The following is a 22914-nucleotide window of genomic DNA, read 5'->3' on the forward strand; positions in this document are numbered from 1 at the left end:
CCTCGTACGAGAGGCTACGACCGAAAGGCGAATGCGATGCGCAGCGACGACGACAGTTGGGACATCACCAGCAGCGTGGGGCTCACCGCGCTCGGTGTGGCCGCCATGCGGGCTTCGGAAACCCGGCGGCCGGACGCCCTGTTCGCTGATCCGTTCGCCGAGATCCTGGTGACCGCCGCCGGTTCGCCGGTATGGACCCGGCTCGTGCGTGGTGAACTCGGCCCGGACGAGCAGGGTGTGGCCGAGTCCTATGCACCGCTGGTCGCCAGTATCGTCGCTCGCACGTGCTACTTCGACGCGTACTTCGCGGCTGCCGAAGCCGCGGGCATCCGGCAGTTCGTCCTGGTTGCCTCGGGTTTGGACTCGCGGGCCTATCGCATGGACTGGCCTGCAGGCAGCGTCGTGTTCGAGCTCGACCTGCCCGCGGTGCTGGACTTCAAAGCCGCCGCGCTGACCGGGCACGAGCCCCGTGCCGACCGCCGCGCGGTGCCGGTGGATCTGCGCCAGGATTGGCCGAAAGCATTGCAGCACAATGGATTCGATCCAGGAGCGGCGACCGCCTGGCTGGTCGAGGGCCTGCTGCGCTATCTGCCGGCCGACGCCCAGGATCGGTTGCTGGATGACATCGTCGCCCTGAGCGCCCCGGGTAGCCGGGTCGGACTGAACACCATGCTGGAACAGTCGGCGTCGGACGGGGAACGCGCCGCGCACAGCGTGCACCTGGACCTCGGGATCGACCTCGAGCAGTTGCTCTACCCCATGGAGGGGCGCGCGCACCCCGTCGAATGGTTCGACCGTCGCGGCTGGAGCACCTTCGCCGGTGACCCGGTCGAGGTCCTGACCGGCCACGGTCGCACCGTCACCACCGCCGAGGCCGACGAGATCGGCCACCACCTACTGATGACCGCAATCCGACCCGGAGGAGACAGCACACGATGAGCAGCGACAGCCACGGCACCAACGAAGGCGCGCTCTGGGGTGGACGTTTCGCGTCCGGTCCGGCGGCGGCCATGGCGGCGCTGAGCAAGTCGACGCATTTCGATTGGGTGTTGGCGCCGTACGACATTCGCGCGTCCAAGGCGCACGCCCGGGTGCTGCACAAGGCCGGTCTGCTCTCCGACGGTGACCTGTCCGGCATGCTCGCCGGCCTGGAACAGCTCGCCGCCGACGTGGATTCGGGGGCCTTCGGTCCCGTCGAGTCCGACGAGGACGTGCACGGTGCGCTGGAGCGCGGACTGATCGAACGGGTCGGCACCGAACTCGGCGGCCGGCTGCGGGCCGGGCGTTCCCGCAACGATCAGGTCGCCACCCTGTTCCGGATGTGGCTGCGAGATGCCGTGCGGCGCGTCGCCTTCGGTGTGCTCGAAGTGGTCGACGCGCTGGTCGCCCAGGCCGCCGCGCACCCGGATGCGGTGATGCCCGGCAAGACCCACCTGCAGGCCGCCCAGCCCGTGCTGCTGGCCCATCACCTGCTGGCGCACGCGCACCCGCTGCTGCGCGATATCGATCGGCTGCGTGACTTCGACAAGCGGGCGGCGGTGTCCCCGTACGGTTCCGGCGCGCTGGCGGGTTCCTCACTCGGCCTGGATCCCGAGCAGATCGCGGCCGAACTGGATTTCGATGCTTCGGCGGCGAATTCGATCGACGCGACCTCCTCCCGCGACTTCGCGGCCGAAGCGGCCTTCGTCCTCGCCATGATCGGCGTCGACCTGAGCCGCATGGCCGAAGAGGTAATCATCTGGAGCACACCGGAATTCGGTTACATCACGCTGGCCGACGCCTGGTCCACCGGATCCTCGATCATGCCGCAGAAGAAGAACCCGGATGTCTCTGAGTTGACCCGCGGCAAGGCGGGCCGGCTCATCGGCAACCTCACCGGTCTGCTCTCCACCCTGAAAGCCCAGCCCCTGGCCTACAACCGCGATCTGCAAGAAGACAAGGAACCGCTCTTCGATTCGGTCGCCCAGCTGGAACTCCTGCTGCCCGCGATCGCCGGCCTGGTCTCCACCTTGACCTTCCACACCGACCGCATGGCCGAACTCGCACCCGCCGGTTTCACTCTCGCCACCGATATCGCCGAATGGCTTGTCCGCCAGGGTGTTCCGTTCCGGGTTGCGCACGAAGCGGCCGGCGCCTGCGTGAAGGCAGCCGAATCCCGCGGCGTCGGCCTCGACACTCTCACCGACGCGGAATTCGCCGCTATCGATCCGGCTCTCACCCCGCAGGTTCGCGAAGTTCTCACCGTCCAGGGCTCCATCGCCTCGCGCAACGCCCGCGGCGGCACCGCGGGAGTCCAGGTCGCCGCCCAGCTCGACGAAATCCGCACGGACGTAACCGAACTCCGCAGCTGGTTGCACTGAGCACCGGGTAGGGCCGGGCACGCGTCCACGCGTGGCGTCGACGCGGCGCGCATACTTGGGGCGTGCCCGGTACCCCGACTTCTGAGGCGGAGACGCTCCGATCCGTGCTGCGCGCGCTCGCCGAAGCCAGAGCCGGACCCTTCTACTCGCTGTGGATTCATCTGGGGTACGCGGTGCACAGGCAGTCGCCGAAAATCGAGTTCCGCATACATCAAGTCTTTCCCTCTGACGGCGCCTACCTCGTGCTCTACGTCAGTGCGATCCGTCAGGACCAAATGGATGTCCACTGGTCCCTGACGCTGGCGGTCTCGGGAGAGTCGATCAAGATTTCGGCGCATGTCGAGGTGGAGACGGATTCCGGACACGACGAGGTATTCGAGCGGTGTGCTGTCGTACACAGCGCCACCGACGCAGTACAGGCGATCGAGCGCTTCGCCGCCGCCGTCTGCGCCGAACGCCACTGGTTCGACCCCTCGGCCTGACCGCTAATGTGCGGCCATGACCCTCCTGCTGCTGGCGCTGGCCATCGTCTCCGAGATCACCGCGACCATCTCGCTGAAACTGTCCGAGGGGTTCAGCAAGCTGGTGCCGTCGATCATCGTGGTGATCGGCTACTGCGCGGCGTTCTTCTTCCTGTCTCAGGCGTTGAAGCGCGGCATGAGTATCGGTGTCGCCTACGGCATCTGGTCGGCTATCGGTGTGGCCGCGGTCGCCACGATCGGCGCGCTGTTCTTGGGCGAACGGCTCACGCTCGTGCAGATCGGGGGGATCGGCTTGGTCATCCTCGGTGTGCTGGCGCTGGAACTCGGTGCGGCGCACTGAGAGTCCACTTTCGATGAATCACCCTCGGCGGGGGAGTGGGTGATCGTAGGATCGGGCGATGGACTGGTCGTTTGGTCAGCCGAGTCCACGGGGGGTGGACTGACGATGACGTCGGAGGAACAGTCGCCCGAAGCGGGCGGTGGTGCTGTCGCGCTGGAAGCCCGCGGGCTGATCAAGCGGTACGGCGGCGTGGAAGCACTGCGCGGGGCCAACTTTCAGGTACGCGCCGGTGAGGTCGTCGCCCTGATCGGGGACAACGGCGCGGGCAAATCGACTCTGGTGAAAAGCCTTTCGGGCGCCGAGCAACCCGACGGCGGGACCATCCTGCTGGACGGAAAACCGGTCGTGCTGAACACCCCGACCGCCGCGCGCAAACTCGGCATCGAAACCGTGTACCAGGACCTCGCGGTCGCTCCCGATCTGGATCCGGCCGCCAATCTGTTCCTCGGACGCGAGCTGGTGCGCCGGGGGATCGCGGGCAAACTCGGCATGCTGGACAAGGCCGCGATGAGAAGCCAAGCGGTGGAGCACTTCCGGCGTCTCGGGGTCACGCTGCAACGGGCCGATGTGCCGATCGGCTCGCTCTCCGGCGGGCAGCGGCAGAGCGTCGCCGTGGCCCGGGCTGTCATGTGGGCCAGCAAGGTCGTGTTCATGGACGAGCCGACCGCCGCCCTCGGAGTGGTCCAGCGTGAGCGGGTGCTCGACGTCATCCGCCGGGTCCGCGACGAAGGCATCGCGGTGGTGCTGATCAGTCACAACATGCCGGAGGTGCTCGCGGTGGCCGATCGGATCGAGGTGCTGCGGCTCGGGAAGCGCGTGGCCCGATTCACCGCCGCCGAAGCCACCTTGGAGCATCTGGTCGCCGCCATGACGGGCGCGTTGTCGCAGGAGGAGGCCGCGTGAGCGATCAGGAGGCCGAGCGCGTCGTGGACAACGGTGACACCGGCGGTATCGATCTGCCCGAACGCACTGGCCTGCAACGACTTCTGGGCATCAGCACCGTCTGGATCGGTGTGGTGCTGGTCGGGCTGTGTGTCGTGTTCAGTGTGATGCGACCGGAGGCCTTCCCGACCCGTTTCACCTTTCAGACGCTGCTCATCGAAACCTCTGTGCTGCTGGTTCTTTCGGTCGGCATGACCTTCGTCATCATCACCTCCGGTATCGACCTGTCGGTCGGGATGGTGCTGATCTTCGCCGGGGTGATCGGCGCGAAAACCATGGAGTGGCTCAGCCCGAACGAGGACGCGACCGGGGCGGGGTGGGGCCTCATCGGGCTCGGCTTCGTGGGAGCCGTAGCAGGCGGCGGCATCTGGGGTCTGCTGAACGGACTTCTGGTGGCCAAGGCCAAGATCCCGCCGCTGATCGTCACGCTCGGCACCTTCGGTGCGGCCCTCGGGGCGGCACAGCTGATCACCGGCGGCGTCGACACCCGCACGGTGCCCGACAAGCTGCGCAACACACTGGGTTTCGGTACCTCGCTGGGTGGTGTCCCGAACCTGGTGCTGGTCGCCACCGTGGTGACAGTGCTCGCCGCGTGGATACTGCACACCACCAAGTTCGGCCGCTACACCTACGCCATCGGCTCCAGCGAGGAGGCGGCCCGGCGCTCCGGTATCGCGGTCACCCGGCATCTGGTGCTGGTGTACTTGATGACCGGATTACTCGCCGGGCTCGCGGGTTTCATGAATCTGGCGTACTTCGGCACCACCACGATCGGCGGCCACACCACCGACAATCTGGACGCTATCGCCGGTGTAGTCATCGGCGGCACAAGTCTTTTCGGCGGCGTCGGCTCCGTGGTGGGCACGGTGATCGGGGTGTTCATTCCGTCGGTGTTGAAGAAGGGTTTCGTGATCGTGGGTGTGCCGGTGTTCTGGCAGCCCATCGCGGTGAGTGTGGTTCTCGTGGCGGCGGTCTGGTTCGACCAGGCTCGCCGCCGGGCGCGGGACCGGAAGTAGAGGTCCGTAGCAAAGCGTTGATCTAAAGAATGCGGAGGTTCGAGGATGAGGCAACAACTCGGGGTGGTGGCCGGTGCGCTGATGGCCGGGGTGCTGGTGGTGGGATGCACTGGGAACGTGGGTGATTCGGGTGGCGGCGACAGTAAGAAACTAGTGCTGATCCCCGGTGTCGCCGACGAACCGTTCTACATTTCCATGCAGTGCGGCGCGGAGGCGAAAGCCAAGGAACTGGGCTACGAACTCGGCACCCAGGCGCCCACGAAATTCGATGCGGCACAGCAGACTCCGATTCTGAGCGGTGTCGTCTCCAACAAACCGGGCGGCATCCTGATCGCCCCGACCCATGCCACCGCCATGGCCAGCCCGATGAAGCAGGCCCGCGATACCGGCATCAAAATCGTCGAGGTGGACACCGCCCTCGACGACACCTCCGTCGCCCTGTCCTCCATCGCCTCCGACAACAAGAAGGGCGGCGAACTGGCCGCGCAAACGCTGGCGAAACTCATCGGCGACAAGGGCCCGGTCCTGGTGATCAACACCAAGGCCGGCACCTCCACCACCGACGCCCGCGCCCAAGGTTTCCAAGACGCCCTCAAAGCCTTCCCTGGCATCACTTCCCTTGGCGTGCAATACAACAACAACGAAGCCGCCCAAGCCGCCTCCATCGTCACCGCCACCCTCGCCGCCCACCCCGACCTGGCCGGCATCTTCGCCACCAACCTGAGCTCCGCCGAGGGCGCCGCCACCGGCCTGCGCAACGCGAACAAACTCGGCCAGGTGAAACTGGTCGGCTTCGACGCCAGCCCCAAGCAGGTCGAGGATCTGAAAGCGGGCACCGTTCAGGCGCTGATCGCCCAGGACCCGGGCGGGATCGGCGAGAAGGGCGTCGAACAGGCGGTCGCGGCCATCGAAGGCAAGCCGGTGACGCGCACCATCCAGACCAGCATGGTGGCGATCACCCAGGCCGGCATGGACGCCAACTCGAAGTACTTCTACAAGCGCAAGTGCTGACAAGCGACGCGTGGGGGAGTTAATCCTCCACGCGCACTGCGTATCCCGCGTGGATCAGCGCGTCGAGCACTTCGCCGCGGTGATCCGGTCCGCGGGTCTCCAGCGTCAATGACACCTCGACCTCGTTGACCGCCAGCCAGGTACCGGTCCGGGAATGCGCGACATCCACCACGCTGGCGCCGGTCTTGCCGACCACCGTCAGCAGGCTGCTCAACGCACCCGGCAGATCGGAAATGGTGACCCGCAGCTCGAGGTAACGGCCCGCCGCGCTGAGCCCGTGCCCGATCAGCCGGGTCAGCAGCAGCGGATCGATATTGCCACCGGACAGGACCGCGCACACCGGGCCGCGCAGGTCCAATTCCGCTGGGGCACAACTCATCAGCGCCGCCACCGCCGCCGCGCCCGCGGGTTCGACGATCAACTTCGCCCGCTCCAGGCACAGCAGCAAGGCCTTGGACAGCGCCTCCTCGTCCACCGTCACGATGCTCGGCCCGTGCGCGGCGACATGCGCGAACGGCACCTCACCCGGCAAGCCCACCGCGATACCGTCGGCCATCGTCGACATCTTCGCCACCCGGACCGGCTTTCCGGTGGTCAGCGACTCGGGCCAGGCCGCGGCCTCGGCCGCCTGCACCCCGATCACCCGCACGTCCGGCGCGAGGTGATGCAGCGCGATCGCGATACCGGCCAGCAACCCGCCGCCGCCGGTCGGCACGAGGACCGTCCCGACCTCGGGCAGCTGCGCCAGAATCTCCTGCGCCACCGTCCCCTGCCCGGCCACGATATCGGGGTGATCGAACGGGTGGATCAACGTCGCCCCGGTCCGCACCGCGAAATCCTGCGCCGCCTCCAACGCCTCATCGATGGTCTCACCCACCTGCCGCACCCGCGCCCCATACGCCTTGGTAGCGGCCAACTTCGGGATGGACGCACCGGCCGGCATGAACACCGTCGACTCGATCCCCAACGAGGTAGCCGCCCACGCCACCCCCTGCGCGTGATTCCCCGCACTTGCCGCCACCACACCCCGCCCGCGATCCGCCTCTGGCAGATTCGCGATGCGGTTGTAGGCGCCCCGCGGCTTGAACGACCCGGTTCGCTGCAGGTTCTCGCACTTCAGGAAGACCTCGGTCCCCGCCCGTTCCGACAACACCCGCGACGCCACGATCGGCGTCTGCCGCATCACCGGCGCCAACCTCGCCGCCGCCGCTTCAATCTGTTCCAGCCCGAGCAACTCCATGCGCCCATGCTGCCACCACCACGCCGATTCGTCCCACCTTTCGGGCGGCGCGCTCGGGGCACGTGGAGGACACTCCCGTCGCGCGACGGACGCCGCCACTGTCCATCGATGGCAATGTGGCAGCGAACTGCACTCTGCGACAATCGGATTCAGAGAAATTCGCACACATGTGTCATAGCTGACCGCTATAGTGCGAATGCACCTCAGCTCCGAATGTTGGCGGTCGGTCCGGCCGCCACCGTCAGGAGAGGAGGTGAATATGGGGCGTCACAGTAAAGATGAGCCGACGACCGCTGCAGCATAGTTTGCAGCCACTGCGGCGATCGTCGGTCTCGTCATTATTCTGGTCCGCATGAAGCGGGCTAGGTAACCCCATAGGCAGGGCGTCGGGGTAGGAGCCGGCGCCCTGTCACTTCATCCATCACCTAGGTGATCCATCAATAATACGCGCCCAGCAGATCCGCGTCAGCCGGATAACGCACCCACTCCGCCCGGGATCGCGCCGACCACCGCCAGTTCTCCCATTCTGCTGCCCCTCGCATTCCGGCCGAGTCGAGTGGGACACCACCGAGTAACCACCCGCGCGATGCCACGCCCATGTCCCACTCGCTGAGCACTCGGGACGCCACACCCATGTCCCACTCGACGTGCCTACATCTGGGGGAGTACGGGGAAAGTCGTGCTGCGGCAGGATGATTCGTCGGGTCGTCAGGTGGGAGTGTGAGTTGAAGGACGGCGACGGTGGAGGGCATCATGCGTGAACGTTGGGGATCTGTGGTGGCGGTCGTGCTGGCTGTGGTCAGCGCGTACGGGGCGGGGCTGGCATGGATGACGCACATGCATCACCGCGCGTTGCAGTACCTCGAGCCGGGGCGGATGGTGGCGTTCGACGGCGGGTATGAGCGGCTCTCCGATCTCACGGTGATCCCGGTGGGCGTTGCCGGCTTGCTCGGCTGGACGGTGCTGCTCTGGCTACGGCCGCGCGGGGTGCCGACCTGGTTGGTCGGGTTCGGTCTGGCGCTGCAGGTTTCGGTGTTCATCAGTCGTATCTGGTTCTGGGGCGTGTGGGCGGAGACAGTCCGCGAGACCGGATCCGCCTGGCTTGCCGATGGCACGCTGCACCCTGATTACGTCCGGTATATGGACACGAACTGGGTCCGCATCGTGATCATCAGCGCCTATGCCCTGCTGGCTGCCGGGCTGCTCCTGCGTATGACCTACGTCCGAGCCGCGGCGAATGCGGGGGCTCGGGTCTAGCCTGCGATCAGGAGTTGTCGAACTGCAACAGCTTCGGCAACTCGGCCAGGCCCGCGATAGTCAGCACCCCGGTCGGCAGGCTGACGCCGCTGCCCGCGCGGTCCAACCAGACGGCGGTCAGGCCGGCGTCCCGAGCGCCGAGCGCATCGATATCGAGACGATCACCGACATAGGCGACGTCGGCGGGCGGCAAATCCAGTGCGGCACAGGCGGCGTGGAACGCAGCGGCGTCCGGTTTGGCGTGACCCAGTTCGTCGGCGCACAGCACTGCCTCGAAATGTGAACGGATGCCCAATGTTTGGAGCTTGCGCTCCTGGTTGACCACCGAGGAGTTGGACAGCACCGCTTGCCGGACCAGCGGCTCGAGCGCGACCAGCGCTTCGGCGGCGTCGGGAAACAACGTCCAGCAGTCCTGATAGTGCGCGATGTAGCGGTTGAACCAGGCATCCGCCTCGTCGTCGGACAGTTCAACCCCCAGAAACACCCGGGCACGGCAACGCCGATGCTCGAAAATATCCACCTCACCGGCGAGGAATCGAACGAACTCCGCCTCCATGATCGCCTGCCACCGCCGCACCGCCGGCCCCGCCCCACCCTGCGCCTCGAGCAACCCCTCCACCTCGAGATGCCGCAGCACCCCCGCCCGATCCGACCCCGAATAATCGAAGAGCGTGTCATCGACATCCCAAAGCACGGCCCGCACGGTCATACCGCCGACCTTAACGGCCGCGTTTGGCGATGTTGTGGGCGATGGCGCCGAGGCGGGCTAGGCGGGCATCGCCGAGGGGGGTCAGTTTGCCGCCGAGGCGGTTGGTGACGAAGCCGAGGGACATGCCGGTGGCGGGGTCGGCGAAGGCGCCGGAGCCGCCGAGACCGAAGTGGCCGAAGGCGGAGATCGGGTCGGCTTTGGAGGGCTTCATGGGGACGCCGTGATAGCCGAGGGCCCAGGGGATGCGGAAGGCGAGGACGTAGTCGGGGGTGAAGATTTGGCGTTCGCTGGCTTTTTCGATGGTTTCGGGGCGCAGGAGCTGGTAGCCGTCGAGCTGTCCGCCGTTGGCGAGGGCGCCGTAGAGGCGAGCCAGGGAGCGGGCGGAGAAGACGCCGTTGACGCCGGGCATGACCGAATCGTGCAGGCGCGGGTGGGACACGAGTTCGGCGAAGCCGGCGGGGGTGGTGTCGGCGGCCGCGGCGAATTTGGTTCGGCCGAGCAGGGTGCTGCTGCGTTCCCAGCTCATTCCGGCGATGGTGAGGCGGGGGAAGTTGGGGGCGATGCGGTGCCGCTCGTGGTCGGGGACGCGGAACCAGAGTTCTTCGGCGCCAAGCGGTTCGGCGATCTCGGTGCGGAGCAGCTCGGTGAATTTCGAGCCGCTGACCCGGCGGATCAGTTCGGCGACCAGATGGCCGTAGGTGATGCCGTGGTAGCCGCTGGTCACGCGGTGGCGCGGGTCGGGCGGGCTGGCGGCGAGGGCCGAAGTCACGGCCGCGTCGTCGAGGAATCCGTCGGCGGGTCCGGTGAGCAGTCCGCGCAGCCGATGCAGGCCCGCCCGATGGGTGAGCAGGTCGCGCACGGTGATGTGCTCTTTACCCGCCGCGGCGAACTCGGGCCAGTACTCGGCGACCGGCGAATCGTAGTGCAGCAGATCACGTTCGGCGAGGCGATGGAGCAGCGTCGAGGCGACGCCCTTGCCGGTGGAGTAGGCCATGGCCACGGTGTCGTGCTGCCATTCCTGGTCGGGCCGGGCGAAACCGGCCCACACATCCACCACGGGCTCGCCGTGCTGGTAGACCGTGAGCGCCCCGCCGCCGTCCTCGGGCGTGCGGAACAACCGGTCGAACTCGGCGACCAGCCGCACATAGCGTCGGTCCACGAACTGTTTGGTCGGAATGTCGGTCATCGTCGATCAGCCCTCTCCGTCTCCCGTACAGCGTAAATCAGGCGCTGCGGGCACCGAGAGCTCCCGCGTTCGCGGGGGAGAGGGGCTCAGGCGGCGACGGCGGAGGTGAGTTCGGCGAGGGCGGCGTCGGGGTCGGCGACATCGACGACCAGACGGGTGTAGCCGGGGCCGGCCAGCTCGATGCGGATGGCGTGGCCCTTGAAGTTGGTGTCCCAGAACTCTTTACGGCCCTTGCCGCGGAAGGTGCCGGCGGCGATGGCGCCGGGGAAGAAGGCCCCGGGGGTGCGGAGCCACGGGGGCCGGAGGTCGACCTCGGCGATCGTCACCTCTTTGATGTCGGCCACGTCGAGGGTGACTTCGTCGCGCAGCGCCAGGAGGCGATGTCCACCGAGCACGTGGAACTTCACCGTGTCATCCGTGACTTCGACTTCGACCATCGCACACCTCGCTTGCCGGAAATTCGGTACACCACTAACAATCCGCTGCCGGGCTGGCGGGACGCTGTGGCCTACCTGTGAATTGCCCAAGGTTCTCGACGCGGGTGACGCGTTCGTCCTGGGCGGGACAGTGTGGTTGTCGCACGAGACTGTGCAGTTGTTACAGACATCCCTTTACCTAGATATGCGCATCTATGCATTGGATGCGCCCTCCCTTAGAGTGCCCAGAATTAGCTGAATGCTGGGGTCGTAGAACAGCATTGAGGGGAGGGGCTCAGACGCCCGCTTCGCTCGCGATCTTCAACACCGGCCCGAGCCACGGCGTGTAGCTATCCGGATCCTCGGCCATCGCCGCCTGCAACGCCTCGGGCGCCACCCACTCGAACGCCGCGACCTCCGCCGGATCCGGATGCGGCACACCCGCGACGAGCGTGCCGACGAGCACGTGATCCCACTCGTACTCCACCCGCCCGGTCGCCGGATCCAGCGCTTGATAGACGAACTCGCCCGCCTCGGTGAGCGTGGTCGCCAGCCCGAGCTCCTCCGCGAGCCGCACCGCCGCGGCCGCCTCGACCGGTTCACCCGGCGCCGGATGCCCGCAACAGGTGTTGGCCCACAGCATCGGGAACCGCGTCTTCACCGCCGCCCGCTGCTGCAACAGCACCCGCCCGGTCTCGTCGAACAGCAGCACCGAGAACGCGCGATGCAGCCGCCCGGGCGCGGTGTGCGCCTCCGCCACCGGGCACGCGCCGACCGCGCGCCCGGCCTCGTCGACGAGCTCGACGGGCAGGGCTTCGCGGTCGGTCAGTGCTCGAGCCTGGTGATCGGTCACCGGCCCACCTTATCGGCGGCGATCAGCAGGTATTGGAAGCTCCCCTCCCGATAGGCGGTCAGGAACGGTTTTTCCACACCGGTCGCGAGTTCGGACTTGGTGCGCAGTTCCCAGTACGGGATCGTGGCCGGTGTGAGATCGATGACGTTGATCGGCACCAGGTTGTTGGCGGCGAGCGCGCGGAAGTATTCGCCGCGCGGATGGATCATGCAGCCGTAGTGCGCGTCGATCCAGCTGACCGAGGACGAGCGGCCACCGGTGACGTCGTTGGAGCAACCGGTGATGCAGACGTAGCGCCCGCCGGGTTCGAGCAGCCGGGAGAATTCCGCGAACAGCTCGAAAAGGTCGACGTACATGGTGGTTTCGTTGGTCCAGATGCCGCGCCGGGACGCGCTGTCGAAGCCGGTCTCGAGCATGTTGCGGAAGTGGAACCGCACTTTGTCCTCGACGCCGCGCTGCTGGGCCTGGTCGTTGGCGAAATCCACCTGGTATTGAGAGATGGTGACGCCGTCGACCTGGCAGCCGAAGCGCTGGTTGGCCATGAAACTGGTGCCGCCGCGCCCGGAACCGCCGTCGAGTAGCCGGTCGCCGGGTCGGACGTCGCCGAGATGGTCGAGCAGGAGATCGGCCTGGGCGGTTTCGAGGCGGTGCAGGTCGGTGACGATGCGCTGCTGCCGTGTCTCCTCCGGTCCTTCGAGCACCGACAGGTCGGGCTCGCCGATGCCGTAGTGGTGGTGATAGAGCCCGTCGACTTCGCCGAGTTTGGTGTTGACCCGATCGTCGTTGGGATTGTTGTTCCAGTATTCGGCGACCGACTTCTGATACCGGGTGCGCAGTACTGCGTCAGGGTCGAGCATGGTCATTCGGGATCATCCTCTCTCGGTAACGTCGTAACGCTTGCTGTCGGCATGCCAGGCGCGATTGCCGCCCATCCATGCCCACAGGCCGGTCAGGAACCGGCGCAGTTCGGCCGAGCCCGCGGCGGCCAGCGGTGCGGCCTCAGTTTCGAAGCGGTGCACCAGTTCGTCGTGGATCATCGCGGTCCGCAGGACGGCTTCGCGCCGGGAGCAGTTCTCCTCCGCGGCGAGGACCGTCGGCAGGTTGAATTCCCGTCCCTGGGAACGGTCTTCGCGTGCCATCGAATAGAGGTCGTTCACCATTTGACTGGCCAGCGCGGCCGTGGTGACCACACGCCGCACCCGGGGGTCGGTGTATTCGGCGGCTTGGAGTTCATAGCCGCCGACCACATCGATGGGCGCCATGCACGGCAGGAAGCTGTGCGGTTGGCGGTTGGTGAGGTACTCCCAGACCGGTGGCATTCGCCCCGCGGTTCGCCAGCCAGCCTCCGCGCCCAAAGCGATGAACCAGCCGGCGATTTCGGTGCGCAGGCGGGCGAGCTGGGCGGTGGTTGCGTAACGGGACAGGTGCTCGAAACTGGTCCGGAAGGCGCGCAGGATCGGGTCTGCCCGCATCGCCTGCTCCAGCCGCGGCGCGTAGGCCGCCGGTAGGTGCACGGGATCCATTGCGGCGGCGGCCAGTTCGAGTCGTGGCCCGAGTTCGGCCTCGGCGCTGGACGGGGTTCCGTCGGGTGCGCGGTTGTCGGCTCCTTCCTCGCAGTAGTAGTCGTCGACGGACCATTCGGACACCGCGCATTTGGCGGCGGCCAGCAGCCGATCGGCATCGTCGCAATCGGGGTGGGCGAGCATGATCAGCCGGCCGAAGCCGGCATCTCTTAGGTCGTCCAATCGTCCTTCGTACAAACCGATTTCAGCGGCCCAGTCGATCAAGCCGTCGTTGACGACCGCGGCGAGCGCCGGATCGTCGCGGACCGGCGGTGGGCAGTAGAGCGGCGGAATCGGTGCGCCACTCGGTTTGATGGCGGTCGATCTGGCCCCTAACCCGTTGGGGCCCAGTGGTATTCGCTGGGGCGCCCCTGGGTCGGCGGTGACCGGTGGCGGGGGAGCGGTTACCGATTTGGGCCTAGGCAACCGCAACGCCGCCGCACCCAGTCCGCTCGGCCCGAGCAGCCGCGGCGGGTCCGCGCATTCGGTGGCACTCGAATCGCATTCTGCGACTGGAGCTTCCGGTGTCGAGAAGGGCAGCAGTGTGGCAGGAGCGCTGGTCTGGTGATTGTTCAGGAGCGCGGCAACGGCAGCCGCCACCTCGTGCGTGGCAGCGGGCGCGCCGGCGCGTGAGAGCACCGACATCGAAGCACCCCCCGGCTCAGTCGGCTTGCCGGGCGACCAGGACGTTGTCCAGCATCCCCAGTGCATCCGGTACCAGCACCGCCGCCGAGTAGTAGCAGCTCACCAGATACGAGATGACCGACTGATCATCGATGCCTTTGAACCGCACATTCAGGCTGGGCTCGTACTCGTCGGGGATCCCGGTCTGATGCAGCCCGATCACCCCTTGGTCCTGCTCGCCGGTGCGCATGGCGAGAATCGAGGTGGTGTGGGTATCGCTGACCGGAATCTTGCCGCACGGATAGATCGGCACGCCACGCCAGGCCGGCACGCGATGCCCGTTCACCTCCACCGGATCGGGGTAGAGCCCGCGCTTGCTGCATTCGCGGCCGAACGCCGCGATCGCCTTCGGATGTGCGAGAAACAGTTTGGTGCTGCGCCGCATGCTCAGCAGGTCGTCCATGTCATCGGGGGTCGGCGGGCCGGATTCGGCGTAGATCCGCTGTTTCAGGTCGCAGTTGTGCAGCAGGCCGAAGTCCGGGTTGTTGACCAGATCGTGCTCGCGCCGTTCATAGAGGGCCTCGATGGTCAGCCGGAGTTGCTGTTCCACCTGGTTCATCGGGTCGTTGAACAGGTCGGCGACCCGTGAGTGCACCTGCAGCACGCTCTGCGCCAGGCTGAGTTCGTATTCCCGGGGCGCGATGTCGTAGTCGGCGTAGGTGCCGAGCAGCGCCGGTTCGCCCGCGTGCCCCGAAGCGATCTCGATATTCGCCTCACCGGCTCTGTTCTGCGGCAGCGCGGGTTCGGAGGCGACCTGTTCCAGGTGCCGGCGCAGCGCCGGCGCGCGGCTGAGGGTTTGGTCCAGGGCCGCTCGCGACAGCGTCAAAACTGTGGTGGGTGTGACGGTTTTGACCGTGACCGGCCAGATCGCCGAGGGGTCGGTGAGCGCGGAGTCGCCGAAGTGGTCGCCGTCGGCGAGTTGCCCGAGCTTGGTCTGTTCGCCGTACTGCCCGGTACCGTACTTGTTCACCTTGCCGTGCACGATCAGCACGATCTGGTCCATCGGGTTCCCGAATTCGGCGATCACCGTGCCGGGGTCGAGGTCCTGCTGCTCGAAGCGCCGCGCGAGTTCCTCCAGTGCGTCCTCGTCGGAGAGGCCGCGCAGTTGACGGAGTTCCTTGAGTTCCATGGGGATCGCCCGGGCCTTGCCGCCGTCGATGGCGAAGGTGACGATGCCGTCGCCGACGGTGTGGGTCAGGCGCCGGTTGACGCGGTAGGTGCCGCCGCTGACCTGGACCCAGGGCAGCGCGCGGGTGAGCCATCGGGAACTGATGGCCTGCATCTGCGGTACGGATTTGGTGGTGGTCGTCAGCTGACGGGCTGCGGTGGTGCTGAGGCTCTTGCGCTGTTCTTCGGTGTGGGCGGGCATCTCTTCGATAGTCATGCGCCATCCTCAAATCAGTCGGGTCGAGCGAATTGAGTTACGCGACAATGCGTTTCAGATGCACCGATGTTAAACGCAAGGTCTCGGCCGTACGGCGGAATGCCGTGATTCGTTTTGGATGGTTACGACATGCGCTCGATCCGGGCAACTGCCGCGGACACAAAAAACCGCACGTCCGGAATGTCGCGCTGGGACGGACATTCCAGACGTGCGGTGCGGAAGCATCCTGATCAGCGGTTCAGGATGCGCGGGATAGGTGCCAGCCACTGGCCCGTCCGGACCGGCAGCGATGGCTGCGTGCGGCCGACGATCGGGGTACGGCGCGGCGGCGGGCCGTCGATAGTCGGTACTGCGGGCCGACGGTGCGGCTTAGGTGAATCATCTTCCTCCACTGAACAATTCGGTTCGGTTGCGCGACTCAGCGCGAGCGCGACGGTTGGAGCGAGTGCTTAACGGTGGTGCTGAGTTGCACGGTTCACGTCGAACGGCAGGCTTGGAGCAGCCTGCGGGATCGGCGATGGGCGGCCGATCTACGCGGCAAGGCATGTGTGAACGGCATGAAATATAGGGCGGGAACCCGCAGGTACGCAGCGGAATTCGCAGATTGCCGAGATCGAATTCGGATGGTAACGAAACGTGCTCGATCGAGACAACGCCAGGTAACGTCCTGGGACGAATCGCGCCGCAGCCAGGAAGTTTGCTAAACGGTAGCTAGGGTTACCGCTCATGTTCACTTGGATCTACGGTCTGCCTATCTGGCTGGTGTTCCTGATCATTACCGGCGTGCCGGTTCTGCTCACCTGCGCGGGCATCGTGCTGGCCCGTCCGACGGTGCGGCGGATCTTCGGACCCGAGCCGGGCAACAACGACACCGTCATCATGGTGCTCACCGTCGGCGGGGTGTTCTACGGTTTGCTGCTCGGCCTGATCGCCGCCGCGACCTACGAGTCCAACGACCACGCACAGGGTTTGATCGCCGACGAAGCCGCCGCGGTCGGCACGCTCTACCGCGAGGTGGCCGCCTACCCGGAGCCGCAGCGCGCGGTGCTGCAGAACGATCTCGTCGACTACACCCAGGACGTGCTGACCGTCGTCTTCCCGAAACTGCGCGCCGGGGAGGAGCCGATGGGCGGCACCGCGCTGGTCACCCGCTTCCAGGGGCACTTGCTGGCGTTCCAGCCCGAAACCAAGGCTGAGGAGATCGTGCACGCGGCGACGATCGAACAGTTCGCCCGCTTCGACTCCGACCGCCGGCATCGGATCAACGCCAGTCAGGGCGGCATCCCGGACGTGCTGTGGTGGGTCATCCTGGTCGGCGCCGCGATCAACCTGGTCCTGCTGTGCCTGTTCAGTCTCAAACGCGGCGCGCATTTGCTGCTTGGTGGCTTGTTCGCCTTCTTCCTCGGAACGATGCTGTTTCTCATCGCGGCGATGGACTATCCGTTCCGCGGCGAGCTGAGCGTGAGCCCGCAGCCGTTCGAGAGCATGTACGCCAACGTGATGGGCCGCTGAGTCATGCAACCTGTCACAGCCGCCACATAGGGGTCACCCGATGTGGGAAGCTCTTGGCAACACATAGACGGCGTGCGTCTTTGGGGGCCGGCGAGACCATCTCGCCGGTGCGTCACGCCGGAGTGCGTGGCATGCGTGCAGGGTAGGGCCAGGAGCAATCGTGAAGTTCAGTTCGAAAGACGTGGTGGGATCGGTGCAGCGGTTGATGGCGACCGCGCAGAACGGTCTCGAGGTGATCCGTTTCGGCGGGCTCACCCATGACGTCGAGTCGTCCCCGTTCGAGGTGGTCGAGCGCCGGCGGATGTATCGGCTGCGGCGCTACTTCCCCGACGACACCACTCCGGGCCGGCCGGTGGCACTGCTGGTGCCGCCGTTGATGGTCAATGCCGACATCTGGGATGTGAACGCCGAGGACGGCGCGGTCGGGATCCTGCATCGCGGCGGAGTCGACTGCTGGGTGGTCGATTTCGGCTCGCCCGCCTCCGAGGAGGGCGGCTGGGAACGCGATCTCGCCGATCACGTGCTGGCGGTCAGCAGCGCCATCGACACGGTGTACGAGGCGACCGGCTCGAACGTGCACCTGATGGGTTACTCGCAGGGCGGCATGTTCGCCTACCAGACCGCGGCCTTCCGCTACGGCAAGGGCGTGGCCAGCATCGTCACCTTCGGCAGCCCGGTCGACGTGGTCGCGGGCATGCCGTTCGGGCTGCCCTACGGACTGGTCCGCGAGGTCGCCGATTTCCTGGCCGACCATGTCGTGACCCGCCTGCCGATCACCGATTCCATGGTGCGTTTCGGTTTCCAGATGCTGGATCCGGTGAAGACGGCCAAGGCGCGCGTCGATTTCCTGCGCCAGCTGCACGACCGGGAAGCGTTGCTGCCCAAGGAACGTCAGCGACGCTTCCTCAACAACGACGGCTGGGTCGGCTACGCGGGCCCGGCGGCCGCGGATCTGCTCCGGCAGTTCGTCGTGCACAATCGGATGATGCTGGGCGGCTTCGTGATTCGCGATCAGCCGATTTCGCTGGCGGAGCTGAAGATGCCGATCCTGGCCTTCGTCGGCGAGGTCGACGACATCGGCCAGCCCGCGGCGGTGCGCGGCATCGTGCGGGCCGCGCCGAACGCCGAGGTGTACGAGGCGACCCTGGTGGCCGGGCATTTCGGTCTGGTGGCGGGCAGCACGGCGACCAATCACACCTGGCCGCTGGTGCGGCAGTGGATCGATTGGATGGATCGCGACAAGGCGCTGCCCGACGAGATCTTCCGGATGGCCGAGCACGTGCCGACCACGGGCCCGCGCACCGCGGCGACCCGGATGGTGCACACCGTGGCCAGCCTCGCCGAGGCCGGCGCGGGCGTCGGCAAAGCCCTGGAAGGGGTCGCGGGCAACACCGTGCGCGGTTCCATCGAGCTGGCCGGTGAGGCCGCACGCGCACTGCCCCGCCTGGCCCGCCTCGGCATGATCCAGCCGAACACCCGAATCTCGCTGGGCCGCTTGCTCGCCGAGCAGGCCCGCCGCGCGCCGCTGCGCGAACTGTTCCTGTTCGACGACCGCGTGCACAGCAACGCGGCGGTGGACACCCGCATCAACAATGTGGTGCGCGGCCTCATCTCCGTCGGCATCCGGCCCGCCGACCGGGTCGGTGTGCTGATGGAAACCCGGCCCAGCGCCCTGGCCACGATCGCGGCGCTCTCCCGGCTCGGCGCGGTGGCGGTACTGCTCGCCCCGGGCAGTGAACTCGACCGCGCCATCGAACTCACCGGCATCACCACGCTGGTCTCGGACCCGGACAACCTGCGGCAGGCCGCGGCCACCGGCATCCAAGTGCTGGTGCTCGGCGGCGGCGACGCGCGTCAGCTGGATCTGCCGGTGAGCGACCAGGTGGTCGACCTCGAGCAGATCGACCCGGCCCAGGTGCGGCTGCCCGCTTGGTACCGACCGGATCCGGGCTTGGCACGCGAGCTCGCGTTCGTGCTGGTCACCGGCACCGGCGACCGCCTGGAAACCAAGTACATCAGCAACCATCGGTGGGCGCTGTCGGCCTTCGGCACCGCCAGCGCGGCCGACCTGGACCGCAACGACACCGTGTACTGCCTTGCGCCGCTGCATCATTCGTCGGGTCTGCTGGTCAGCCTGGGTGGCGCGATCGCGGGCGGCAGCCGGATCGCGCTGGCCCGCTCGCTCGATCCGGCGCGTTTCGCCGAGGAGGTGCACCGCTACGGCGTCACCGTGGTGACCTACACCTGGACCATGCTGCGCGACATCCTCGACGCGGAAGTCTTCCCGGTGGGCCATTCCCACCCGATCCGCTTGTTCATCGGTTCCGGCATGCCCGCGGGTCTGTGGCGGCGCACGACCGAGCAGTTCGCGCCCGCGCGCGTGCTCGAGTTCTATGCCTCCATCGAGGGCGATGTGGTGCTGGCCAACGTGACCGGCGCGAAGGCCGGTTGCAAGGGCCGCCCGGTGCCGGGGACCGCCAAGGTCGAACTCGTCGCCTTCGATCCGGTGACCGGGCGGGTCCTCAACGACGAGTCCGGGTTCGCCCGGCGCTGCGCCGACAACGAGGTGGGCCTGCTCATCGGCAAAGCCTCCGAGCACATCGACATTTCGGCGGGCGGCCTGCGCGGCGTGTTCAGCCGCGGCGACTCCTGGATGCCGACCGAAAACCTGTTCCGCCGTGACAGCGACGGCGACTACTGGCTGGTCGACCGCAAGGACACGGTGATCCAGACCGGTCGCGGTCCGGTGTACACCCAGCCGATCGTGGACGCGCTCAACGACATCGCCGCGGTCGACATGGAGGTCGCCTACGGGTTGCAGATCGCCGACCGGTGCCTGGCGGTGGCCGCAGTCAGCGTCCGTGACGGGATGCGGCTGGACCACAAGGACGTCACCGAGGGGCTGCGCGCGCTCGACCCGGAGCAGCGTCCGGACATCGTCTACGTTGTCGACGAGATTCCGCGCAGCTCGTCCTACCGCCCGTCCACCCGTGCCGTGCAAGCGGCCGGTCGCCCGCAGCCAGGGCCGGACACCTGGTGGTACAACCCGGAAACCGACGCCTACGAGATCCTGACCGACTGAACGAGCCTTTCGGTGCGTCCGCGGGCAGCTGCGCGTAACCACCTAAGGGCGGAGTGAGCGGCGCAAATCCGATACAGCCGTGTAGGGTCTGGAACTCGTGGTGGACAGTGGAACTCGCGATCCGCGAGCGGTGTACAAGTGGGGCGGCATAACCGCCCTCGGCGTAGTCGCGGGCTATATCGCGGTGCTGCTGGCCAACGTCCGGCATTTCTATACCGACGACACCGAATCCCAGTACGCCCCACTGTGGGTGATGCTGGGCCGGTGGCTGCGCGAGGGCACGCTGCCGACGATGGTGCCCGAGCACTGGATGGCGGGTAACTACACCATCGAGGAAGCGGGCCTGCTGAATCCGCCGCAGCTGCTGATCGATTTCATCGCGCCGTCGGTGCCGAACCTCGCGGTGTACGCGACTGTCGTCAAGCTGATCTTCGCGATCATTCTGGCGCTCGGTGTGTACCGGGTCTGCCTGGTGTACGGGGCGAAAGCGCCGTGGGCGGCCGTCGCCGGTGTCTGTATGCCGTTCACCGGCTGGATGCTGTTCTTCGATTCCTCGACCTGGTGGACCGCGCTCACCGGCACCGCCTGGATGGTGCACGCGTGGGCTTCGGGTGTGCGCTACGCCCGCGGTCAGAGCGGCCCGATCCCGACCTTCGTTTTCCTGTACCTGGCCATCTCGGTGCAGTACGTCTTCCCGGCGGTCGAAGCCGCCATCATGATCGCCGCGGTCGCCATCGGCGAGTGGGTTTATCAGAAGCAGTGGCTGCCGTCGCTGCGGCTGGCCACGGTGGCGGCGTGCGCGGCACTGGCCGGGCTGGCCACCTATCTGCCGAGCGCGCTGTCGGCGAAGTCGACCTGGCGCGGTACCGCGCAGATCAACAACGATCAGCTGCTCACCGTGCCGTGGTCGGAATCGATGAACGCGAGCCTGCCGAGTACGTTGCCCGCGTTCAACTCCTGGTGGGGTTACGTGCAGCCGATGCCGGTCGTCTACATCGCCTGGTTCCTGATTCCGGGACTGGCTTTCGTCGACTGGCGCCGGGCCCGCATGCACGTCCGCGAACTCACCGCGCCTGTGCTGTTCACGACGCTGGTGCTGTTCTGGACCGCCGGGCCCGGCACCATCGGCCCGCTGCGCTGGCCTGCCCGGGTACTGCCGATGGTGGCGCTGGGCCTGCTGATCCTGGTGTGCGTGCTGCTCGGTCGTTTCGCGACCGCGCGAGAGTGGCGCAACCGGGCCGCCGTGGCCGCGCTGCTGGTCGGATTGCTGTTAGTACGTTCGTATTCCGCCGCGCCGAACCAGCTGATCTGGCATCTGGCCGCCGTCCTCGTCGTGCTGGTGCTCGGCGCGGGCGCGGTATGGCTCGGCCGCAACCGTGGCTTGTCCGCGGCGGCCGCGTTGGTGCTGATCTCGGTCGCGCCGATCGCGTTCTGGCAGGTGCAGCACGCGCAGCCGACGCCGCTGGGCTGGAACCTGCCCGAGAACCGCTCGGAGATGAAGGCCGCGTTCCCTGAGTTCGCGGGCACCACGCTGCAACTGGGCGACCGCGCGCTGATCCCGCCGGAGGAGCGGAGCCTCGACGGCGCGTATGGGTCGCTGGTGTTCGGCAACTACGCCAAGAACCTGGAGAAGACCTACGTCAGCGGTTACACCCCGAACGGTCACTTCTGGTTCGGCGAAACGCTGTGCATGCGCTGGGACACCAGCGTCTGCCCCGACGCCTACCGTCGCGCCTTCGCGCCCGAACCGAGCACCGGCAAGGCCATCATCGACCTGATGAACATCGACCGGGTGGTGCTGCAGAAGGCGCTGTATCCCGACGCCCGCAACCAGCCCGCGCCCGTCGGGTGGAAGTTCGTCGACTACCCCGGCCACGAGAAATACATCGACGTGCTCGAACGCGTCGACGGACCGATCTCGGACAAGAACGGCCGCATCTCCGCGGTCGCCGGCGCCACCGCCACCTCGAAGTCGGAGTCCGACACCGAGAGCCGAGTCCGGGTCAGCTCTGAGACGGGCGGCCAGGTCGTATTCGCGCGCCTGGCTTGGCCCGGCTACGAGGCCACCCTGAACGGCACCGAGGTCCCGGTCGAGCAGATCGGGAAAACCTTTGCCGCCGTGCACATTCCAGCGGGCGCCAAGGACGCCGAGCTGGTGCTGTCGTGGAGCCCGCCGGGCTGGCCGATCGGCGCGGCCGCCGCCCTCTTCGCACTCCTCGACGTCGCCCTGCTGCAGTGGATCTACCTGCGCGGCAAGCGACGCGAGCAGAACGAGCCCGAAGAACCGCGGCAGCCCAAGGCGGCCGAGCCGGAGCCGGTAGGCGCGATCTGATATGACTGGAGCGGTGAACACGATCGCGACAGACCCCGATCCGGGGCCTCTGCTGCGACTGGTGCGGCGCCAGGAAGTCGCGTTCGCGATGGTCGGCATCGTCAACACCGGGCTCGGCATGGCGCTGACGGTGATGTGGCTGAAGATCTTCGGCGACCGGGTGCCCGCCGCCCTCGCGCCCGCCGCGGCCTACGCGGTCAGCATCGTGATCGCCTTCGTGCTGCACCGCACCCTGGTGTTCCGGGTCCGCGGCCACCTGCTGCGCGACTTCCTCGCCTTCTGCGGCGTGAATTCCGGTGGGCTGCTGATGAACATGGTGCTGTTGCAGGTGGCGGTGTCGGTGCTGCATCTGCCCGACATTCCCTCGGCGGTCGTGGTGATGGGCCTGGTCGCGGTGCTGAGTTTCTTCGGTCATCGCCACATCTCGTTCCGCCGCAAGCCCGCCCCGGAGCCCGACGCCGCCTGAGCACGGCTGGTTTGCCCGACAACAGAACGGTTACGCCCTCGCAAGAGGCGTTGACCGTGATACTGCGCGTCGGTAAGGAT

20 protein-coding genes are annotated in these 22914 nt (G+C 67.1%); 12 read left to right on the top strand and 8 right to left on the bottom strand.

Going from position 1 to position 22914, the window contains the following annotated elements; genetic code table 11:
* The first annotated feature begins 36 nt into the window (after positions 1 to 36).
* From IBX22_RS36400 to IBX22_RS36430, 7 genes are all read left to right on the top strand, one after another.
* Positions 37 to 939, top strand: a complete 903-nt coding sequence (locus IBX22_RS36400) for an SAM-dependent methyltransferase (protein WP_194820378.1) — start codon at positions 37 to 39, stop codon at positions 937 to 939.
* Positions 936 to 2360 carry an argininosuccinate lyase gene (gene argH, locus IBX22_RS36405; RefSeq protein ID WP_194820379.1) on the top strand — a complete coding sequence of 475 codons (1425 nt, stop codon included), beginning with the start codon at positions 936 to 938 and terminating at the stop codon, positions 2358 to 2360. Before IBX22_RS36400 ends, argH begins: the two co-directional genes overlap by 4 nt.
* Positions 2361 to 2464: 104 nt before the next feature.
* A complete protein-coding gene (locus IBX22_RS36410; RefSeq protein ID WP_194820380.1) occupies positions 2465 to 2842 on the top strand; it encodes a hypothetical protein in 378 nt (125 codons plus the stop codon).
* 16 nt (positions 2843 to 2858) lie between these two features.
* Positions 2859 to 3182, top strand: coding sequence for a multidrug efflux SMR transporter (locus tag IBX22_RS36415; RefSeq protein ID WP_194820381.1), 324 nt, complete (start codon positions 2859 to 2861; stop codon positions 3180 to 3182).
* A gap of 105 nt (positions 3183 to 3287) precedes the next feature.
* Positions 3288 to 4085, top strand: a complete 798-nt coding sequence (locus tag IBX22_RS36420) for an ATP-binding cassette domain-containing protein (protein ID WP_194820382.1) — start codon at positions 3288 to 3290, stop codon at positions 4083 to 4085.
* The gene (locus tag IBX22_RS36425) at positions 4082 to 5140 is read left to right on the top strand and encodes an ABC transporter permease (RefSeq protein ID WP_309234941.1); all 1059 of its coding nucleotides are present in this window, start codon (positions 4082 to 4084) and stop codon (positions 5138 to 5140) included. The genes IBX22_RS36420 and IBX22_RS36425 overlap by 4 nt, the downstream gene beginning before the upstream one ends.
* Before the next feature lie 45 nt (positions 5141 to 5185).
* A complete protein-coding gene (locus IBX22_RS36430) occupies positions 5186 to 6151 on the top strand; it encodes an ABC transporter substrate-binding protein (RefSeq protein WP_194820383.1) in 966 nt (321 codons plus the stop codon).
* A 19-nt stretch (positions 6152 to 6170) separates the two neighbouring features.
* Here the strand turns inward: IBX22_RS36430 and ilvA are convergent, their stop codons facing one another.
* On the bottom strand, positions 6171 to 7391 hold the full coding sequence (gene ilvA, locus IBX22_RS36435) for a threonine ammonia-lyase (RefSeq protein WP_194820384.1): 1221 nt from the start codon (positions 7389 to 7391) through the stop codon (positions 6171 to 6173).
* Positions 7392 to 8144: 753 nt separating this feature from the next.
* Here ilvA and IBX22_RS36440 point away from each other — a divergent pair.
* Complete coding sequence (locus tag IBX22_RS36440; RefSeq protein ID WP_194820385.1) at positions 8145 to 8648, top strand: hypothetical protein; 504 nt, start codon at positions 8145 to 8147, stop codon at positions 8646 to 8648.
* Between the two features lie 7 nt (positions 8649 to 8655).
* Here the strand turns inward: IBX22_RS36440 and IBX22_RS36445 are convergent, their stop codons facing one another.
* From IBX22_RS36445 to IBX22_RS36475, 7 genes are all read right to left on the bottom strand, one after another.
* Positions 8656 to 9357 carry an HAD family hydrolase gene (locus tag IBX22_RS36445; RefSeq protein WP_194820386.1) on the bottom strand — a complete coding sequence of 234 codons (702 nt, stop codon included), beginning with the start codon at positions 9355 to 9357 and terminating at the stop codon, positions 8656 to 8658.
* Between the two features lie 10 nt (positions 9358 to 9367).
* Positions 9368 to 10543 (bottom strand): serine hydrolase domain-containing protein, encoded by a 1176-nt coding sequence (locus IBX22_RS36450; protein WP_194820387.1) that lies wholly within the window; start codon positions 10541 to 10543, stop codon positions 9368 to 9370.
* Positions 10544 to 10629: 86 nt separating this feature from the next.
* Positions 10630 to 10980: a hypothetical protein gene (locus IBX22_RS36455; RefSeq protein WP_194820388.1), complete on the bottom strand. Its 351-nt coding sequence runs from the start codon at positions 10978 to 10980 to the stop codon at positions 10630 to 10632.
* 274 nt (positions 10981 to 11254) lie between these two features.
* Entirely contained in the window at positions 11255 to 11812 is a 558-nt protein-coding gene (gene idi, locus IBX22_RS36460; RefSeq protein ID WP_309234942.1) for an isopentenyl-diphosphate Delta-isomerase, read from the bottom strand.
* Complete coding sequence (locus tag IBX22_RS36465) at positions 11809 to 12675, bottom strand: geranyl diphosphate 2-C-methyltransferase (protein ID WP_194820389.1); 867 nt, start codon at positions 12673 to 12675, stop codon at positions 11809 to 11811. Before IBX22_RS36465 ends, idi begins: the two co-directional genes overlap by 4 nt.
* Before the next feature lie 6 nt (positions 12676 to 12681).
* Positions 12682 to 14019: a family 2 encapsulin nanocompartment cargo protein terpene cyclase gene (locus IBX22_RS36470; RefSeq protein ID WP_194820390.1), complete on the bottom strand. Its 1338-nt coding sequence runs from the start codon at positions 14017 to 14019 to the stop codon at positions 12682 to 12684.
* Positions 14020 to 14035: 16 nt separating this feature from the next.
* Entirely contained in the window at positions 14036 to 15442 is a 1407-nt protein-coding gene (locus tag IBX22_RS36475; RefSeq protein ID WP_194820391.1) for a family 2B encapsulin nanocompartment shell protein, read from the bottom strand.
* A gap of 726 nt (positions 15443 to 16168) precedes the next feature.
* Between IBX22_RS36475 and IBX22_RS36480 the strand changes: the two genes are divergently transcribed.
* The 4 genes from IBX22_RS36480 (at position 16169) to IBX22_RS36495 (ending at position 22834) form a co-directional block, all read left to right on the top strand.
* Positions 16169 to 16954, top strand: coding sequence for a DUF4239 domain-containing protein (locus tag IBX22_RS36480; protein ID WP_194820392.1), 786 nt, complete (start codon positions 16169 to 16171; stop codon positions 16952 to 16954).
* A 160-nt stretch (positions 16955 to 17114) separates the two neighbouring features.
* The gene (locus tag IBX22_RS36485; protein ID WP_309234943.1) at positions 17115 to 20036 is read left to right on the top strand and encodes an acyl-CoA synthetase; all 2922 of its coding nucleotides are present in this window, start codon (positions 17115 to 17117) and stop codon (positions 20034 to 20036) included.
* 100 nt (positions 20037 to 20136) lie between these two features.
* A complete protein-coding gene (locus IBX22_RS36490; RefSeq protein WP_375540320.1) occupies positions 20137 to 22368 on the top strand; it encodes a hypothetical protein in 2232 nt (743 codons plus the stop codon).
* Position 22369: 1 nt separating this feature from the next.
* Positions 22370 to 22834 (top strand): GtrA family protein, encoded by a 465-nt coding sequence (locus IBX22_RS36495; protein ID WP_194820393.1) that lies wholly within the window; start codon positions 22370 to 22372, stop codon positions 22832 to 22834.
* Positions 22835 to 22914: the final 80 nt, after the last annotated feature.

It is taken from the genome of Nocardia sp. XZ_19_385 (assembly GCF_015355755.1).
In the GTDB taxonomy this organism is placed as follows: Bacteria; Actinomycetota; Actinomycetes; order Mycobacteriales; family Mycobacteriaceae; genus Nocardia.

Coding starts and splice junctions, on each gene's coding strand:
- IBX22_RS36430 (WP_194820383.1), top strand. CDS start 5,186: ATGAGGCAACAACTCGGGGTGGTGGCCGGTGCGCTGATGGCCGGGGTG.
- argH (WP_194820379.1), top strand. CDS start 936: ATGAGCAGCGACAGCCACGGCACCAACGAAGGCGCGCTCTGGGGTGGA.
- IBX22_RS36445 (WP_194820386.1), bottom strand. CDS start 9,357: ATGACCGTGCGGGCCGTGCTTTGGGATGTCGATGACACGCTCTTCGAT.
- IBX22_RS36420 (WP_194820382.1), top strand. CDS start 3,288: ATGACGTCGGAGGAACAGTCGCCCGAAGCGGGCGGTGGTGCTGTCGCG.
- IBX22_RS36480 (WP_194820392.1), top strand. CDS start 16,169: ATGTTCACTTGGATCTACGGTCTGCCTATCTGGCTGGTGTTCCTGATC.
- IBX22_RS36450 (WP_194820387.1), bottom strand. CDS start 10,543: ATGACCGACATTCCGACCAAACAGTTCGTGGACCGACGCTATGTGCGG.
- IBX22_RS36475 (WP_194820391.1), bottom strand. CDS start 15,442: ATGACTATCGAAGAGATGCCCGCCCACACCGAAGAACAGCGCAAGAGC.
- IBX22_RS36415 (WP_194820381.1), top strand. CDS start 2,859: ATGACCCTCCTGCTGCTGGCGCTGGCCATCGTCTCCGAGATCACCGCG.
- ilvA (WP_194820384.1), bottom strand. CDS start 7,391: ATGGAGTTGCTCGGGCTGGAACAGATTGAAGCGGCGGCGGCGAGGTTG.
- IBX22_RS36465 (WP_194820389.1), bottom strand. CDS start 12,675: ATGACCATGCTCGACCCTGACGCAGTACTGCGCACCCGGTATCAGAAG.
- IBX22_RS36440 (WP_194820385.1), top strand. CDS start 8,145: ATGCGTGAACGTTGGGGATCTGTGGTGGCGGTCGTGCTGGCTGTGGTC.
- IBX22_RS36470 (WP_194820390.1), bottom strand. CDS start 14,019: ATGTCGGTGCTCTCACGCGCCGGCGCGCCCGCTGCCACGCACGAGGTG.
- IBX22_RS36495 (WP_194820393.1), top strand. CDS start 22,370: ATGACTGGAGCGGTGAACACGATCGCGACAGACCCCGATCCGGGGCCT.
- IBX22_RS36400 (WP_194820378.1), top strand. CDS start 37: ATGCGCAGCGACGACGACAGTTGGGACATCACCAGCAGCGTGGGGCTC.
- IBX22_RS36455 (WP_194820388.1), bottom strand. CDS start 10,980: ATGGTCGAAGTCGAAGTCACGGATGACACGGTGAAGTTCCACGTGCTC.